Source organism: Sulfitobacter noctilucae, from assembly GCF_000622365.1.
Taxonomy (GTDB): Bacteria; Pseudomonadota; Alphaproteobacteria; order Rhodobacterales; family Rhodobacteraceae; genus Sulfitobacter; species Sulfitobacter noctilucae.
On record NZ_JASC01000007.1, the window covers coordinates 1 to 15,844 of the forward strand.

Here is a 15,844-nt window from a genome sequence, read left to right on the forward strand (position 1 = left end):
GGTAAAGGGCGCACGCTTAAGTTCGGTTTACGGCAATCGCAGGCATCCTGTGTTTGGAGACGTGCGCATGCACACAGGGGTAGATTTCGCGGCTCCGCATGGGACGCCGGTTTATGCAACTGCGCCAGGCCGCATCTCCTTTATCGGGCGACGCGGTGGTTACGGTCGCGTAATCGAGATAGCCCATGGCTCGGACACCCTAACGCGCTATGCGCATCTGAGTTCTGTGCCTGAAGGTCTCGCAGTCGGGGATCGGGTTGCCGCTGGTGACAGTATCGGCCGCGTTGGTGCTACAGGAACTGCGACCGGTCCAAATCTGCACTATGAAGTGCGCGTGGATGGGCGACCGACGGATCCGATGTCGGAAGAACGGCTTGCCGAAGCGGCAAGCGAAGCAGGGACCGACACCGGCGTTTTGGTGCGCCTCCAAGACAGCCGCGCACAGTTTTCAATATTGCAAGATCAAGGCGACGCTACCGTGACGTCAGAAAGGCTCTAGATCGTGAGACAACTTACACTCGCAACTGCTTTCTTACTCGGTGTCGTTACACAGGCGTTGGCCCAAGCGACGCCAATCAATGTCAAAAAGACGAATGGCTGCGGGTGCTGCCTTGCATGGATGGAGCACCTTGAAGAGAACGGTTTTGCCCCTTCCGGTGAGGACATGTTTGCCAGACTTCTCGTCCGCTTCAAACTAGACAACGGTGTCCCGCAACGCATGGTGTCTTGTCACACGGGCCTCATCGAGGGGTACGTGATCGAGGGCCATGTGCCAGCGGCTGATATTCGCAGATTATTGAGCGAAAGTCCGGACGCTGTCGGCCTCGCTGTCCCGGGAATGCCGCTCGGCTCTCCCGGTATGGATCAAAGCCGTTGGCGTGATGCCTATGACGTATTTCTCATAAACAACGATGGATCGACGGAAGTGTTTTCCAGCTATCCCGGCAACTGAAACGATTAATTACGAAAGAATCAAAATTGGACACTATCTCCCCCATCATGCTCGGGTTTCTGGGCAGTCTGGCCGCTGGATCACTGACAGCCGTTGGCGCCATACCCGTGCTCTTTGGGCGGATTCCTTCACGCGCAACGCGTGACCTGTCACTTGGATTTGCGGCGGGAGTGATGCTGGCAGCGTCATTCTTTTCTTTGATCATTCCCGCACTTGATGCGGCTGAGTTGCGGTATGTGAGCGAGGCAGCTCCGGCAGCCATTGTTTGCGTGGCCATTCTTCTCGGAATGGGTGCAGTAGCATTGATGAACGAGAAACTGCCACATGAGCATTTCAGCTCTGGTCGTGAAGGACCTGAAGCAGCGTCGCTGCGACGCGTCTGGTTGTTCATCATTGCCATCACGATCCACAATTTCCCCGAAGGACTCGCGGTCGGCGTCGGCTTTGGTGCGGAAGGCATTTCTGGTGGTTTGCCGCTTGCCATCGGCATTGGCTTGCAAAACGCCCCAGAAGGTTTGGCCGTGGCGGTATCTCTTCTCGGCGAAGGATATTCCAAAGGCCGCGCGTGGGGCATTGCCGCGCTAACGGGTATGGTAGAGCCTATCGGTGGATTGCTTGGTGCGGGAATTATCACTTTTTCACAGCCACTTCTTCCTTGGGGCCTCGCGTTTGCCGCTGGTGCCATGCTTTATGTCATCAGCCATGAAATCATCCCCGAAACGCACCGAAGTGGCCACCAGAACAAGGCCACGCTTGGCCTTGCGATCGGCTTAGTCATCATGCTGTTTTTGGACGTCTGGCTTGGTTGAGGCGGTGAAGATGATACGGACCAATATGGTCGGAATCTTAAGTGCCTTAGTCGCACTTCTGGCAGATCAGGTCACAAAGATAATCGTGATAGGGAACGGTTCGGCGCTCGCCCAGGGGATTGAGGTCTTTCCCGGGTTTGACCTCGTTTTTGTTCGAAATGATGGCGTGAGCTTTGGGATGCTTGCGGGTGTCCCGTGGTGGGGACTGACGCTACTTGCGTTTAGCATATGCTGCTGGTTGGTGGTGTTGCTATTGCGAACGAACAGTCAGCATGAGGCCCTTGCTTACGGGGTGATCATCGGTGGTGCGCTTGGAAATGTCATGGACCGCATACGGTTTCGGGCGGTGACAGACTTTTTGGATTTTTACATCGGGGACCTACATTGGCCAGCGTTCAATCTGGCGGATGTCTTTGTCGTCAGTGGTGTCGCAATTCTGCTTTTGGCCCCGATTTTGCAATCACTCCGTCAAGCGTAAATGTCGATGGGCGTGCCGTCGCGCACCATCGCGTAGACGTCTTCGATTTGCCGATCTGTTACCGAGATACACCCAGCTGTCCAATCGCGCTTGTCCAACGGGTCAATTCCCTGTCGCGGACCGCCATGAATGAAGATATCGCCTCCCGGGGATAGGCCCCGCGCTGCGGCAAAAGCACGATCTGCGTCATTCGGATAAGAGATGCCGATGGACAGGTGAAATAGACTGTCAGGATTTCGACGGTCGATAGTGTAAGCACCCTCGGGCGTGCGCCCATCCCCTTCAAACTGCTTGTGTCCTGTTGGCGCGAAGCCAAGCCCGACCGGATAGGTGCGCAACACACCCTCTACGCCATCGAGTACCAACAGTCTTTCCGACTTGTAGAGGCGAAGTCGTGTGACCTCTGGCCCACTATATGAGCGGAATTTGTTCGCACACCCGGAAAGAAAAGCGGCCATGCCGCTCAAACAAAAGATCCGTCTCGAAAATTTTTCAATCATTACTGCTCAGTGCCCCTTTGTTCGAGGTCTGCTACAATATGTTGTTACCGTATCAAAAGTGCTCGATCAATGTTCGTGCGCCAACGCCTTATTCGCAATTTTGCCCCCCATCCGCTCCCCGGCAGGCTCGTCTCGCGCCTGTAGCAACCTCAAAGCATTGGCCACGACAAGCAGTGACACCCCGACGTCAGCGGCGATTGCACCCCACATTGAAGCCATGCCAAAGGCGGTTGCCACAACGAAGACGGCCTTGGTCGCAAGCGATAGACCGATGTTCTGCTTAATGATTGACATGGTCCGGCGGGAATGACCGATCAGCCATGGCACTTTGCCGATGTCGTCAGTCATGAGCGCGATGTCAGCCGTCTCAATAGCCGCATCCGATCCGACCGCCCCCATGGCGATGCCGTAATGCGCGCGCGCCATTGCAGGAGCGTCGTTAACGCCATCCCCTATCATCGCGACGGTGGCGTATTGCGCGACCAATTCCTCGATTGCAGTAACCTTGTCTTCGGGCAGGAGTTCGGCGCGCACTTCGTCTATACCCACTTCGGTAGCCACAGCCTTTGCCGTTGCCGCATTATCGCCGGTTAGCATGACGATCTTCTTGATTCCTTGTGCGTGCAGGCGGGCTACAATGCTCTTTGCGTCGGGCCGGATCCTATCCCGCAGTTCCAGAACACCGTTAACCCCATGGTCGTCGCCGATGGCCACAAGCGTGTTGCCCGCTCCTTCAATGCGATCACGCAATTCTGCTGAGATTGCCCTGCCGAAACCTTTCTCCTCGGCGAAGCGGTCAGATCCCAGCCAGATAACCTGACCCTGCAACTCTCCCTCAAGCCCGCGACCTGGGACTGTGCGGGTGTTGTCAGCGGCTACAAAGGAGAGGCTGTCTTGCTTGGCACGGCTGAGTATTGCCCGGGCAAGCGGGTGTGACGATCGCGCTTCCAGCGCAGCTGCTCGCATCAAGAGATCGCGCTCCGATGTTTCGCTAATGGGGTAGACCTTAGCGACTTCAGGTTCCCCCATAGTGATCGTGCCGGTCTTATCCATTGCCAGCGCAGTCGTGCGCCCGGGCGCCTCTACATAGGCACCGCCTTTGATCAGCACGCCGTTACGCGCCGATGCGGCAAGGGCCGCAACGATGGAGACCGGTGTTGAGATAACGAGTGCGCAAGGACAGGCTATCACCAGTAGAACCAGCGCGTTGTAGAACCAGAAACCCCAATCGCCGCCCGCGACAAGCGGGGGGACCAAAGCAATGATAATAGCGCCTGCCATAACAACCGGCGTGTAAACACGGGCGAACTTTGTCACCCATTGCTCTACTTCTGCCCGGCGCGAATGAGCATCGCCCACCATGCGAATAATCTTGGACAAGACTGTGTCGGAGGCGGCTTTCGTTGCCTGCACAGTTAAAGTGCCCTCACCATTGATCGTGCCAGCATACACATCATCGCCAGCTTCCTTTGGTACAAGAGCACTTTCGCCCGTAATGGGGGCCTGATCTACGGCCCCTGCCCCTTCGACAACTTCCCCGTCGAGTGGAATACGATCCCCACCGCGCACGATGAATTTCGCACCAACAGCCACAGCCGCTGCTGGAACGTCGTCCTCAGAGCCATCGTCATAGAGTATCCGGGCTGTCGGAGGTGCGAGATCGAGAAGCGCTGAGACAGCATTGCGCGCCCGCCCAACGCTCCAGCTTTCAAGATACAGCGAGAGTGAGAAGAAGAAGGCCACCGTTGCGGCCTCAAAGAATTCCCCAAGCGCGATGGCACCAGCCACAGCCACTACCATCAACAGGTTCATGTCCGGCGAAAACCGGCGCGCAGAGGACCACGCCTTGGGGGCAACCAACCAAACGCCGAATAGTATTGCGCCAGCAAAAAGAGCGACTTCGACCGGAGGCATCGCGGACTCGCGATGACCAGCGAAAATACCAATGGCACCACCGATCCCAGTCTCGACGATGTGGTACAAAAAGCCTGCGCCCCAAAGTCCACCACTCAACGCAGTGAAGAGCTTTTGAGTTTTCAAATGCGCGGCCTGATCCGCGCTGGCGTCTTCGGCATCCCAGAGTTTTGCTGTCATTCCGGTGGTCGCAACGGCATCAATGATCTGATCCGAAGACGGGTTTTTCCCGCCTTCCAAAACGGTCATTCGCGCATTGATTACGTCAAAGGCCAGATACTCCGCGCCGCCGACCTCCGGTCCCACGACCCGGTTCAGAATTGAAACTTCCTCAGCACAATCCAAACCGCTGACGTGAAAACTTCTACCATCTGAGACCTGTACCTGTGTTGGCTCAACGGTTTTCCCGCTGCAGCAACTCCCAGACCTAACCTGTGAATCAGGTGAGTGCTGGTGAGCGTCGTGAACACCGTCATGTGCCATGGATTATCCTCGGATTCGCTGTTGTGCGAAAGGCATACGCCCTACAGCAACTAGAGGTTCAAGAGAAAAAATCCGGGCATGAGACAGGAAAGTTCGACATCACTCGATTGTGCCCGGTTTGAGCTGAAACCATTGACTTTTGGCAACTTTTCTCAGGAAGTCTCATACGCGCATTGCAGCATTTATCGTCAGATGCGAAATAGGCCCAAGAGACACCAAAATAATCTAAAAATCAGGACTGGCAGTTTATGTATACGCGAAGCGCAATTCTTCTTTCTATCGGTTTGGCGCTTGGGGCCTGTTCAGAATCTCTCTCGAACTCACAAGGTTCGGCATCACTTCCGCCGGTCCCGGAACAAGTTGTAGCACTTGCTGCACCGAACCAAGACATCACAACCGCACGCCTGCGCCCAGAAGACAATTGCTATTGGTACATGCATTCCGGTCCCGTGGAGACGACACTTTTGCCGCTCAGAACTGCTCGCGGCAATCCGATTTGCATCCAACCGGCGGCGTAGCTCTTCAGCTTCTAAGCAGAAGTTATCCTTAATTCAGGCTTAGCTGCGTGTTGTCACGCTCTCTTCCGCAGAATACAAAAACGCGGTGGAGCCAATCTCGACCCTGGGATAAAGCTCGTTGATATGCGCCATGACCATTCGGACACATCCCGAACTGGCACGTCCGCCAATTGACCTGGCTTGCGGTGTGCCGTGGATGCGTAAATATGTGTCCCGCTGACCTATAAAGAGATAGAGTGCGCGTGATCCAAGCGCGTTCCTTGGTCCTGGCTCCTGACCATTTTCAAACTCGGCGTATTCGGGATTGCGCTCGATCATCGAGGCGGTTGGCGTCCAGTGCGGCCATTCAACCTTGCGGCGGATCGTATATGTCCCCGGCTCATAGAGGTTGCCACGGGCAATTGCGACGCCATAACGCATCGCCGTGCCACCGTTTTCGATGTGGTAAAGGTATCGTGCCACTGCATCGACGTGAATGTCACCGGGCGTCAAACCAGCATTGGCTTCGACCCGTCGGGGCAGGAACCGAGGCTGCACGCCCCAGGGATTGGAAGTCTCAAGGTCGAAATTCGCGGGCGTTACTTGCGCATCCCAAGCCGCCTTTTGCGACGCAGTGGGCCAAGTATTGGCAAAGACAGGGTTTGAAATGGGCGCTGAAAACAGGGCCGCGCCGGTCGCGATGAAATGCCGTCTTGTCAACATATTAAACTCGTCTCCGTGGTAGTAATCATGAGGCAGGCACAAAGGCACCTTTAGGAACTAGATTGTACAACCTACACCTACTAGAGGTTCAAGGCAAAAATACCGGCACACGAGTATGTGTATGGAGCCCAGTTCACTGTGCAAAATTCGATAACCCCGCCGCATCGGCAGAGCAGGCGTGCGACACGTCACCTATCTTCAAATAAAGAAATTGCCAATACCGTATTAATTTGCCAATAATGCAGTATTGTATCGCGCTTTTCACCGTGCTCACCCAAGGAGGCCACATGATGAAAACACTCAGAAATACAGCATTAACCGTGGCAGCGTTGGCAGCAGCAACCTTCGCCGCCACACCGCAACGCGCCGAGGCTCAGTCATACCAGATCGACTGCGCAATCCTACTTTGTCTCTCAGGCGGTTGGCCCGCATCTGTGCCATGCGCCAGAGCGCGAGCCGAATTTATCCGCCGCATCACTCCCTGGCCCGTTGAGCCGCCGCTACAGATCTGGCGGTGCCCCATGGGTGCAGCTTACACGGTTGACCCCGACACACTGACCAGCGAGCGGATATATGAAATCCTTCTCGAATTGAATCAGTCCGCACCGCTGCAATCCTTCCCCATTGATGACGCGAGCAACCCGATCACCGGGCTTGATGGTCGGATGGCCGCTGCGCCCGCTCCGACCTTTCAAGCGCCACCACTCACGGACGCAATGGAGCCGCAACCCGCAGTCGTTCGGCTGACTGGTGGCAATGCGGCTCCACTGCCCGAGGGCTTCACGATGCGACTTGTGCAAGATCGAGCGGATATCGACATCAGTGGGTCCGAGTTCAACTTTGTTCGCTCGATCCGTGTCTTCGATGCCACCTACGTGCGGCAGCATGAATCCGGTCGCGACGGTGATTGCAACCGAACACAGAATATTCGGCTAGGCACCTATGGAACCCAAGGCGACTTTCGCTGGACCAGAAGCTCCGTTGCCGCCCTGCCCGATGCCCATGTGGGCACAGCAGGGTTCGGCAGCACCTGTCCGAGAATTTTCCATCGGTCGGTGTTCGTTGAGTGGCGCGACTACGAGGGCAACTACGGCTTCGAGCAGGTGAACTACTAGATGTGGTGACTCACACGCGCGACAAAACCGTATTTACGGCGGGCACCTATAAATAGTATGCCTGTGGGACAAAATAAGAATCGAAAGGGGGCGGCAAGCGAGCAGCTAAAAAAGCAAACCCCCGCAAGGCGGCAACCTAGCGGGGGGTTTGATAAGACCTAGGGACGGCAATCCCGAAGAGGCTCTGTAACTCAAGTCCGGTTTTATCACCCAAGACATCGATACGGCAAGCAAAAAACGCATTTGTGCGATCGCTGCCTTTGCATCTCGGCCTAACTCTTGATGAAACCACAAGAATTAGCCCCAGACGCAAGACCTAGACAAACCTCTGCCGCAGAGGTCGAGGTGTTGTATGCTGAGACAAGACTGAAACAGATTCGAAGGAGGTTCGAGACATCCAGAAAGCGAAACCCCCGCAAGGCGGAGGCCTTAACGGGGGGGGGTCAAGAACCAGGAAGCGCCAACTTCCCAAACAATCCGATATCTGATTGCGGTTTTAGCACCTCCCAAACAGTTCGATCAAGAAAAAACGCATTCGTGCGAACAGGTGAAGTGCATCTTGGATTGGCCCACCGAAACCACGTTGGACCAACCCTGGGTGCAAACCCAAACAACCCGGCAGCATCTTTCTGCCGATACTTCGAAGGAGAAACTGAACCCTAGAAAAGCAAAACCCCGCAAGGCGGTGACCTTCCGGGGAGCTATGATCACAGAGCGCCAACTCTGACATCGCAATCTACACGATAGATCATAGTCCCCTTGAATCATGCAGGCAAGAAAAAACGCATTTATGCGAACAGAGAAGATTTGCCTGCCGCCGCCTTGTCAATCGAGCAGAGACAAGGAGTGACAACAATGAGGACAGAACCTCACCCCGCCCTTCCACAGGGCTATTCCCGGCGTGACGTGATCGCGCTGATTGCTGACGTGGGCCGTGACATCGGCCTCAGCACCCGACTGACAGATATTCTCACGCGTATGGTTGGCAGCACCGATCAGGACGCTTGGGTCGATCCAGAAAAAGAACCCATTTTCTATGGGCGCCAGGAGACCTTCGCGCAACGCTTGAGGATCTCGACCCGCCAATTGCGGTCGCACGAGAAGACCTTGCAGAAGCACGGGCTCATTCAGCGTCGCACGCTTGCCAACGGCAGTCGTTACGGCAGTGCCGGCCTCGGTCTTGTCCTGACACCGCTCATCGAGCGTTTCACGGAGTTCCTGGACATCCGAGAAGCAAGGAAGGCCCAGTTTGAGCGCATGAAACAGCTCAAGGCCATGCGAAGTGTACGTCTCGCAACCTTCCGCGACGAGCTTGCCCGGCTCTCAGAGAACGATCAATTCTCGGACGATATCCAAGCGATGATCCATGAGCGAGCCACCTGGCCCCGCACAGACACGCTTCTCTCACTGGGCGAAGCGAAGCTCTCGCAGCACCTCGAAGAGGCCACTGATCTGTGCACAAGACTTATGGATTGGATAGAAAACCATAGTGATTCCTCCTGTGAACCGGAAGAAACCTTCCGGTCCTATATACAAGAAGACATTCACCAGATTCATTCTGAAGAGTGTAACGCAAGCGAGAATAAGCGGAGCGCGGGCAAGCCCGCGCACTCTGATTCAAATCTGTCGGAACCTAACGGCCCCGACAATTACAAAGAAAAAGAGTTTCAGGCGGAAACCGAAGCACTTCAAGGACTTTTCTCGGGATACTACGGACTGTCGCACGCTGTCTCTTTGGCAAGCGCCGAATTCCAAATGGAAATGGAAGCGCGAAGTGGCGAGCGACCGGAATACGCGCTTGTTGAGGCAGCGGCTGCCAGGGTTCCACATCTTGGGATCAATATCACAGCTTGGGCTGCGGCCTGCGATAGGATGGGACGGACCAAAGCTGCCATCTGCATCCTCTTACTTGATGCGAACCGCGATCACCCGACCAGCCCGGTCCATAATCCCGGAGGTGCGCTGCGCGGCATGATCAAAGCACACAACCGCGGCAAGTTGAACATCATCGGCAGCTTGATCGGTTTGCATCGGAGGCGTGGGCTGTGATCCCTGACGGCATCAAATCCGCTGCTTTTGGCCAAAATCTGGGCCTCTCTCGTCGCGCTGGTGACCGAAAGCATGTGTTGCGGGCAATCAGATCGGCGTCAGAACTCCTGATTTGGCCTCGGATTGGCTTATTTCGAGATGAACCAGCTGCCCCGGCCGCCAGCACTTTCCAAATCGTCAAGCGCCGTCGGATCTGTGCGTACGCAGCGGGACGATATCACCGCGAGCTCCTCGCTTTGCAATCGGTCACCAAAGAGCAGCATCGCATGAGCGCCGCTGTCCTGAACCGACGACCAGATGAGCCCATCCGCCGTTGGATTGTCTCGCCAGCATTGGAAGGCAAGGACTCGGCAGAAATCGTAGACGTCCTTATGCGGCGCAAATACCTCGGCTTGGTTGAGGTTCCAAGCCTTCAACTCTGGCGTAAACAGCGGCACCAACTGCAAGGATCGTTGGAGCTGAACGATGCTGATCATGCGATCATCAAGCAATTGCCTTGGCACAGCTTGGTACTTGTCTGGGATCCCCCGAAAGACCGTTTCAAAAGCCGCTCCGTCAAGGGTTGTGGCCGCATAAGACGTCGGGATGCAGTCGCCATTTTCGGCATGCAGATGCGTGAATCGTGTCGCATCGCCCATGCAGGGATTGAAGCTGTTCCCGTCGAACCGCTCATCATGCACACGATAGAGACGTGTGTCTTCCAGGCAAACATGGAGCTTGTTAGCAATCGTGGTCTTCGGCAGGTCCATTCTCGTGCAGGCTTTCTTTATCCTGCCACAAGTTCGCCGGCGACGCGTGCCGTCTCGACGACCCGGTCATCCCCTGCCCTCACCGCTTCCGCCGGTGTCTTCCCGTCAAGCGTTTCCTTGGGACTGACAAACCAAAATGCACGCTGCCACGCTGTGAACGATGCCGGCAAGGCACCCAGAACGGGTTCCATCAGTGCCAATGGCTGACCATCGGCATCAAACTGAAACCTCGGGTAAGCATTCTTACCCTGGACCAAAATGCCGAGGATCCGCCCCTTTTGCCGCCATGTGTTTACTGTTTGCGACGTGTTCGTGCCTTTCAAACCCGCCAACTTATGCACGCCAGTGCTATCGAGAACCGGGAAATCGTGTAGAAACTCTGCCCGAAGCTCGGCATTCTTTGCATCGATCCTCGCCTCAATAGGTTCAAACGGATGGACATCTATCATCACATCCAAGAGCGATTGGATACGATCTTCGCTCAGCTCAGCTGCCCGTTCAGATAGTTTCATCGGAAGGTCAGGCATCACCGACAGGAAGTGAATCCAACTGTCAAATCCGCCACTCTCGTGCAACTTTTGCTGCGCGGCATATTTGCAGACGACGCCGTCGCTGAACAAAAGCACGTGGTCCTTCATCTCGTGGCTTGGTACAATTACATAATGTGCACCAGGTTCATGCCAAAGAGTGCGGCTTGCATCATGGGCTGCAGCGTTACGCCACGCTTGGATGGCCTGGAAAAGTGCCTTGCGCAAAGCATCATCATGTTCGATGGCCGGGAGTGGACGCACCCTGCCTCCGTCCATGACTGCGAAATGTGGCTCGCTCTTCACCATGCAGTTTCTCCATCACAAGTCGAACCGGACCACCATATAGCACATATAGTGTTTGTGGCTATATGTAATATATGTCGGTTAATCTGAGATGAAAGCCCTGGCCGTCTCCAACACAACCATGTAGCACCGCGTGCAAGATGCCACAGACCCCATAACGTACCGGTAAAATCGCGATATTTGGTGGTCGGATCAGCTCAACCACGCTACACTCAGTCCCAGGAGGTCGCCGAATGGCACGTGGTGAATTGATGAAAAAACTATTGCTCAACTACGGACGCGACGATGAGTTTCGCGCCGTCGTAGAACAGATCATCAAAGAAGAAGAAAACAAGAACAACCGCGTGCTTGCCAAAGGGTTGCGCAAAGCTCTGGACGGTTTGTCCAGCGACGTTGGGCCCAAAGAGCTCAGCCGATTGGTGCCCTTCCCAGATGACGCCAACGAGTTCATCCAGCGGGTTGAGCCGCGCTTTAGCCCCGAAGACATCCAGCTCAACATCGAAAACGTGAGCCTGTTCACAGGCCTGATCGATGAGTATCGCAAGAGTGACATGATCAAACGGAACGGCTTGCCAGTGCGATCCAAGCTCCTTTTTTGCGGTCCGCCAGGTACTGGAAAAACTCTCTGCGCCGAGATCTTTGCAGGACAGCTGGGGCTACCCTTTTTTCACGTCAAGCTGGACCGTCTGATCTCTTCGTTCCTAGGTGAGACCGCGACTAACATCCGCAAGACCTTCGAATTCGCCAGACGTCAGCCGTGTGTCCTCTTCTTTGACGAGTTCGACGCTCTTGCCAGCTCGCGCGCAGAAGGAAACGACCACAGCGAGTTGCGACGCGTCGTCAATTCCCTGCTCATCTTCATCGATCAGATCCAACCCAGCGGTTTTCTTATTGCGGCCACGAACCTCGATGACCAACTTGACCCTGCAATTTGGCGGCGGTTTGACGAAGTTGTCTGGTTTGACCATCCCGATGAAACCATGACCCGGAAGTACCTCGTCAATGCGATGAAGAACGCCAAGTTGGACTTCGATATCGAAGATATGGTCCAGAGCACAACTGACTACTCCTACGCAGAGCTCGAAAAAATCTGCAATCAGGCCAAAAAGCTTGCGGTGCTGGCCCGCCGCAAAACGATTTCAAAAAAGCATTTTAGGGAAGCCATTCGATATGCCGATCGACGTCGCATGCGCATCCGGAAACTAACCCGTAAAGCGTGAGATGATCTTTGCCCCAACATCAGCACCTGCCTTTGGTGCGCCTTCCTGAAAGTTTTGACCGTCGCAAGCATGGCATGGTGCCCGCCGCTCCTGGCCGCGGCGGCGGGCATGGTGGACGTGTTCGTCAAGAAATTGATCGTGCCGTTCAGGAGCAACGCGCGCAACAACGCCCGCCGCGTTTTGTAGACCCCGCGCTCATCCTGCGCGTCGAAATGAGTGGGGCAACGATGGAGGAGGATTGGGAAGGTCTTGGACTGACAGTTCTGTCAACAGATGATGACAATACTCTTGTTCTTTTCGCGTCCACTGACGATCTGCAGGACTTTCGCTACCGGCTGAACGAATACGAGGGGCCTATTCCCAACGGACAGCTCAATCGGCGATATGCCGGATTTATCGACCGGATTGGCGATATCGCAACCGTCGCTCCACGCGACAGGATTGGTGTTCGCGCGCGTGAAGACGGGTTCGTCGAGGCAGGAGATTTTCAGGATGATACCGAATATGTCGTCGACATTGAGCTCTGGGAATTTGGTCCGCCACAAGCCCGCCGCAACTTCGGCGAAGAGATCGTGGGTTGGGTCGAAGAACAGAATGGTGAGCTTTACGACCTTTACTCCGGTCCATCGATCACGCTTCTGCGTGTGCGGGCTCGAGGCCAAACAATCCGTCCTATCCTTGCGATCCCCCAAGTTGCTTTTGTCGATTTTCCACCGCAACCGGACATCGTTGCTGAAGCCCCTGAGGACTTCGCACTTGGAGATTTGCCACCCGTCGCCGAAGAAGTTGACGATTTGCCCATCATTGGCATTCTCGACAGCGGCGTGAATGACAATCCGCTTCTTGTAGACGGTATTGTAGCCCAAGAAGGGTTTCCCGAGGACGCGCTTGGAACGGCCGATGTTTACGGCCACGGAACCCCGGTCGCCGGCATGGCCCGGTTCGGCGATCTGCGTCAGCAACTGGACCTGCCCGCGCTGCAGCCCGCCGCCCGTATTGTTTCAGCAAAGGTGGTCACCGATCAGGGTCAATTCTATGACCGCCGAACACTGCCAACGCAGATGCGGATCACAATTGAGCGTTTGCGCAATACCTACGGATGTCGGCTCTTTGTTATATCTTTGGGCGATGTGCGTGCCAGGTTCGAACGCGGCCGGGTCGGGCCATGGGCCACGACCCTTGATGAATTGGCCCGTGAGCTTGATGTTGTAATCTTCGTTTCCGCTGGAAACCGAGATCCCCGTGGCGGCAACACGCTTGAACAGGGCGTTACCCAGTATCCGCGTTACCTTCTTGAAACTGCAAATCGGGTTTGTGAGCCAGCGGGCGCTGTGAACGCCGTTACCGTCGGATCTATTGCGAACTCCAACGGGCTTGGTCCGCAACACGAGTTTGATGCGCATACTCAAAACATCACCGAGGCAGACGAACCCTCGCCATTTTCCCGCGCGGGACCTGGCGGCGGTGGGATTAAGAAACCGGATTTTGTCGACTATGGCGGCACGTTGGTCTTTGATGCTGTGGGGCGGCGTTTGCAACGCGCCCCTGCCCTTCCCAATGCTGGTGTCCTAACCACCAATGGAGATTTCCAGCGACAGCTCCTCGTCAGCAAGACCGGCACGTCTTTCGCAGGACCCCATCTCGCCCACAAGGCTGCCCAAATCCTAAGAACCTTACCCGATGCATCCGCTAACCTCGTGAAAGCACTGATGGCAGGGTCCGCCCATGTGCCTGAAGCAACGCTGCAGCGCCTCAATGGAATCGCAGATGTCGAACGCGAACAGATCTTTGGAAATGGTCTCGTGAATGCGGCCAAAGCCAGTTATTCTGACGATCATCGGGTCGTCCTTTACGCTGAAGACAGGCTTGGGATGGATCAGTTTGCCGTTTATCAAGTGCCGATCCCCGGCGATTTTCAAGGCAACGGCCCGCGCCGACTACATGTGTCCATGGCATTCGATCCGCCTGTGAAACGTACGCGGGCCGAGTATATAGGCACGCGGATGAACTATCGTCTGATCCGAGGGTGCCCGGCCGATCAGGTCTTCGAACATTTCCGGTCGCATACCGGTGCGGATACTGAGCCGCCAGAGATCGAAGGACGGTACAATTGTAAGCTAGAGCCTGGGCCCAAGCGGCGTGATCGCAACACGATCCAGACTTCAAGCGTCAAATTCACCCAAGACACCGCCCAATACGGCAATGATTACTTTCTGGTGGTGCGCTGCGTCGGTGGATGGGCTTCCGATGAAGAAGTCCGTCAAAACTACGCGATTGTTGTCGAGCTAGAACACGAAGCTCAAGTTGCGCTTTATGCTCGTCTGCAACAGCGGGCCCGCGTGCAGGTCTGAGCCATATCTCTTACTGGGTGTATGGGGGCGTCGCCTGCGGCGATCAGCTCTAGTCGGCCAAGCCGACCGGAGTCATAAGGTCTCCGCCCATACGGGTCACGATCTTCGCCCGAGCGGCCTCGCGGTCGCATCAGTTACGATCAAGCCTCTTCCTGATTTCAGCCAGGACTTCTGAACGGCTCAGTTTGCGACCATATCTTTTGATCTGGTCTTTTTCGATCATCAACCTGATCTGTTCACGGCTCAGGCGAGGCCTGCCTGTTTGCTCTAATGCAGCTTCAAGTTTATCCCTGATTTCAGCATGAGATCTGGGCCCAGGCCTCTTTAATGACAAGAAAATGAAGCGCCAGCTTATCCCTGCTTTGCGTCACGATATCTCTCCATGCTTGTAGTATCGAACCTCGCCTTGGTCAGCCAGCTCCACAGCCCAAACTCATCTTCGCTTCCGTCCTGATGTGCCGCTCTTTGGAATTCGGCCAATCCCTAGCCCGAACCGTGACAAACCGTTGCGTCGCCGCAAGGGCGCTGCCCTTCTCCACTTTGTTGCGCCGCTGCAGGTGCGGCGCCTCTCCTCGGTACTTCATTGGGGCTGCGTCATTACCCGTACCCAAAAGGAGATCAACATGACCAAACTTTTGAAGAAAATCCGCTCTGTTCTTCGGAACATGGCGCACAAGGCAAAAGTGAAACTCAGTGTTGCCTTATCCATTCCGGGCTTCCTGAAGGTCGAAGTCGAGTACGAAAAAACACTCACACCGCCCGGCAAGCCCGATGAGGCATAAACTGCGGGGCCCGCGCTAAGGCGAGGGCCTTTTGCGGCTCAGCTGAACAGTAAGGTGATCCAACTTTTCATGTCCTGGACACCGCAGTAGTCTTCGATTTAACCTCACCCAGAGGTCGATCGCAGCGTGTTGCAGGCGTACATGCCGATCTCTCCGTCCTGACCCCCGTACGCGATCATTGTCCCTTCAAGCATTTCCTGCCCTTCGGCAATCGCCATTGCGCGTATTTCGACAGCGTCATCAATTTCCTGAAAAGACGCGAAAGCTGATGCATGGCAATCGGCTTCAGCCGCAAAATCGAGGTTTGTGTGCAGTTCCGAACCCGTTTCGAAATTGAACACGACGATGATCAAAAGAACCTTCATAGATCGCCTTCTTTAATGCGAAAA

General features: G+C 55.3%; 16 protein-coding genes. 10 read left to right on the plus strand and 6 right to left on the minus strand.

Features of this window, described 5'->3' with window-relative positions; all coding sequences use genetic code 11:
- The 4 genes from Z945_RS0105680 to lspA all read left to right on the plus strand — a co-directional run.
- Positions 1-499: M23 family metallopeptidase (locus Z945_RS0105680; protein WP_025051147.1), on the plus strand; the 499-nt coding region annotated here is incomplete at its 5' end.
- Between the two features lie 3 nt (positions 500-502).
- Positions 503-952 carry a DUF411 domain-containing protein gene (locus Z945_RS0105685; protein WP_025051148.1) on the plus strand — a complete coding sequence of 150 codons (450 nt, stop codon included), beginning with the start codon at positions 503-505 and terminating at the stop codon, positions 950-952.
- A gap of 26 nt (positions 953-978) precedes the next feature.
- Positions 979-1,761 carry a ZIP family metal transporter gene (locus Z945_RS0105690; RefSeq protein WP_025051149.1) on the plus strand — a complete coding sequence of 261 codons (783 nt, stop codon included), beginning with the start codon at positions 979-981 and terminating at the stop codon, positions 1,759-1,761.
- Positions 1,762-1,786: 25 nt separating this feature from the next.
- The gene (gene lspA / locus Z945_RS0105695) at positions 1,787-2,239 is read left to right on the plus strand and encodes a signal peptidase II (protein WP_025051150.1); all 453 of its coding nucleotides are present in this window, start codon (positions 1,787-1,789) and stop codon (positions 2,237-2,239) included.
- Here the strand turns inward: lspA and Z945_RS0105700 are convergent.
- On the minus strand, positions 2,230-2,739 hold the full coding sequence (locus Z945_RS0105700) for a L,D-transpeptidase family protein (protein ID WP_037970676.1): 510 nt from the start codon (positions 2,737-2,739) through the stop codon (positions 2,230-2,232). The two genes, lspA and Z945_RS0105700, sit on opposite strands and share 10 nt — an antisense overlap.
- A gap of 66 nt (positions 2,740-2,805) precedes the next feature.
- Positions 2,806-5,136: a heavy metal translocating P-type ATPase gene (locus Z945_RS0105705; protein WP_025051152.1), complete on the minus strand. Its 2,331-nt coding sequence runs from the start codon at positions 5,134-5,136 to the stop codon at positions 2,806-2,808.
- A 248-nt stretch (positions 5,137-5,384) separates the two neighbouring features.
- On the opposite strand from Z945_RS0105705, the gene Z945_RS20820 reads away from it, so the two are divergent.
- Positions 5,385-5,654 (plus strand): hypothetical protein, encoded by a 270-nt coding sequence (locus Z945_RS20820; protein ID WP_081780957.1) that lies wholly within the window; start codon positions 5,385-5,387, stop codon positions 5,652-5,654.
- Between the two features lie 39 nt (positions 5,655-5,693).
- On the opposite strand, the gene Z945_RS0105710 is transcribed toward Z945_RS20820, so the two are convergent.
- On the minus strand, positions 5,694-6,356 hold the full coding sequence (locus Z945_RS0105710; RefSeq protein WP_025051153.1) for a L,D-transpeptidase: 663 nt from the start codon (positions 6,354-6,356) through the stop codon (positions 5,694-5,696).
- A 521-nt stretch (positions 6,357-6,877) separates the two neighbouring features.
- Here Z945_RS0105710 and Z945_RS19400 point away from each other — a divergent pair.
- Positions 6,878-7,471: a hypothetical protein gene (locus tag Z945_RS19400; RefSeq protein ID WP_052862614.1), complete on the plus strand. Its 594-nt coding sequence runs from the start codon at positions 6,878-6,880 to the stop codon at positions 7,469-7,471.
- Between the two features lie 855 nt (positions 7,472-8,326).
- Positions 8,327-9,520, plus strand: coding sequence for a replication initiation protein RepC (gene repC / locus Z945_RS0105720; RefSeq protein WP_025051155.1), 1,194 nt, complete (start codon positions 8,327-8,329; stop codon positions 9,518-9,520).
- Positions 9,521-9,648: 128 nt separating this feature from the next.
- Here repC and Z945_RS0105725 read toward each other — a convergent pair whose 3' ends face one another.
- Both Z945_RS0105725 and Z945_RS0105730 read right to left on the minus strand, forming a co-directional pair.
- Complete coding sequence (locus Z945_RS0105725; protein ID WP_025051156.1) at positions 9,649-10,269, minus strand: RES family NAD+ phosphorylase; 621 nt, start codon at positions 10,267-10,269, stop codon at positions 9,649-9,651.
- A gap of 17 nt (positions 10,270-10,286) precedes the next feature.
- Positions 10,287-11,105, minus strand: coding sequence for a hypothetical protein (locus Z945_RS0105730; RefSeq protein ID WP_025051157.1), 819 nt, complete (start codon positions 11,103-11,105; stop codon positions 10,287-10,289).
- Positions 11,106-11,335: 230 nt separating this feature from the next.
- On the opposite strand from Z945_RS0105730, the gene Z945_RS0105735 reads away from it, so the two are divergent.
- The 3 genes from Z945_RS0105735 to Z945_RS20590 all read left to right on the plus strand — a co-directional run bounded on the left by Z945_RS0105735 (position 11,336) and on the right by Z945_RS20590 (position 15,455).
- The gene (locus Z945_RS0105735; RefSeq protein WP_025051158.1) at positions 11,336-12,322 is read left to right on the plus strand and encodes an AAA family ATPase; all 987 of its coding nucleotides are present in this window, start codon (positions 11,336-11,338) and stop codon (positions 12,320-12,322) included.
- 8 nt (positions 12,323-12,330) lie between these two features.
- Positions 12,331-14,673, plus strand: a complete 2,343-nt coding sequence (locus tag Z945_RS20280) for a S8 family peptidase (RefSeq protein ID WP_037970678.1) — start codon at positions 12,331-12,333, stop codon at positions 14,671-14,673.
- Between the two features lie 623 nt (positions 14,674-15,296).
- A complete protein-coding gene (locus tag Z945_RS20590; protein WP_161634077.1) occupies positions 15,297-15,455 on the plus strand; it encodes a hypothetical protein in 159 nt (52 codons plus the stop codon).
- 104 nt (positions 15,456-15,559) lie between these two features.
- Here the strand turns inward: Z945_RS20590 and Z945_RS0105755 are convergent, their stop codons facing one another.
- A complete protein-coding gene (locus Z945_RS0105755) occupies positions 15,560-15,820 on the minus strand; it encodes a hypothetical protein (RefSeq protein WP_025051160.1) in 261 nt (86 codons plus the stop codon).
- Positions 15,821-15,844 lie beyond the last annotated feature (24 nt).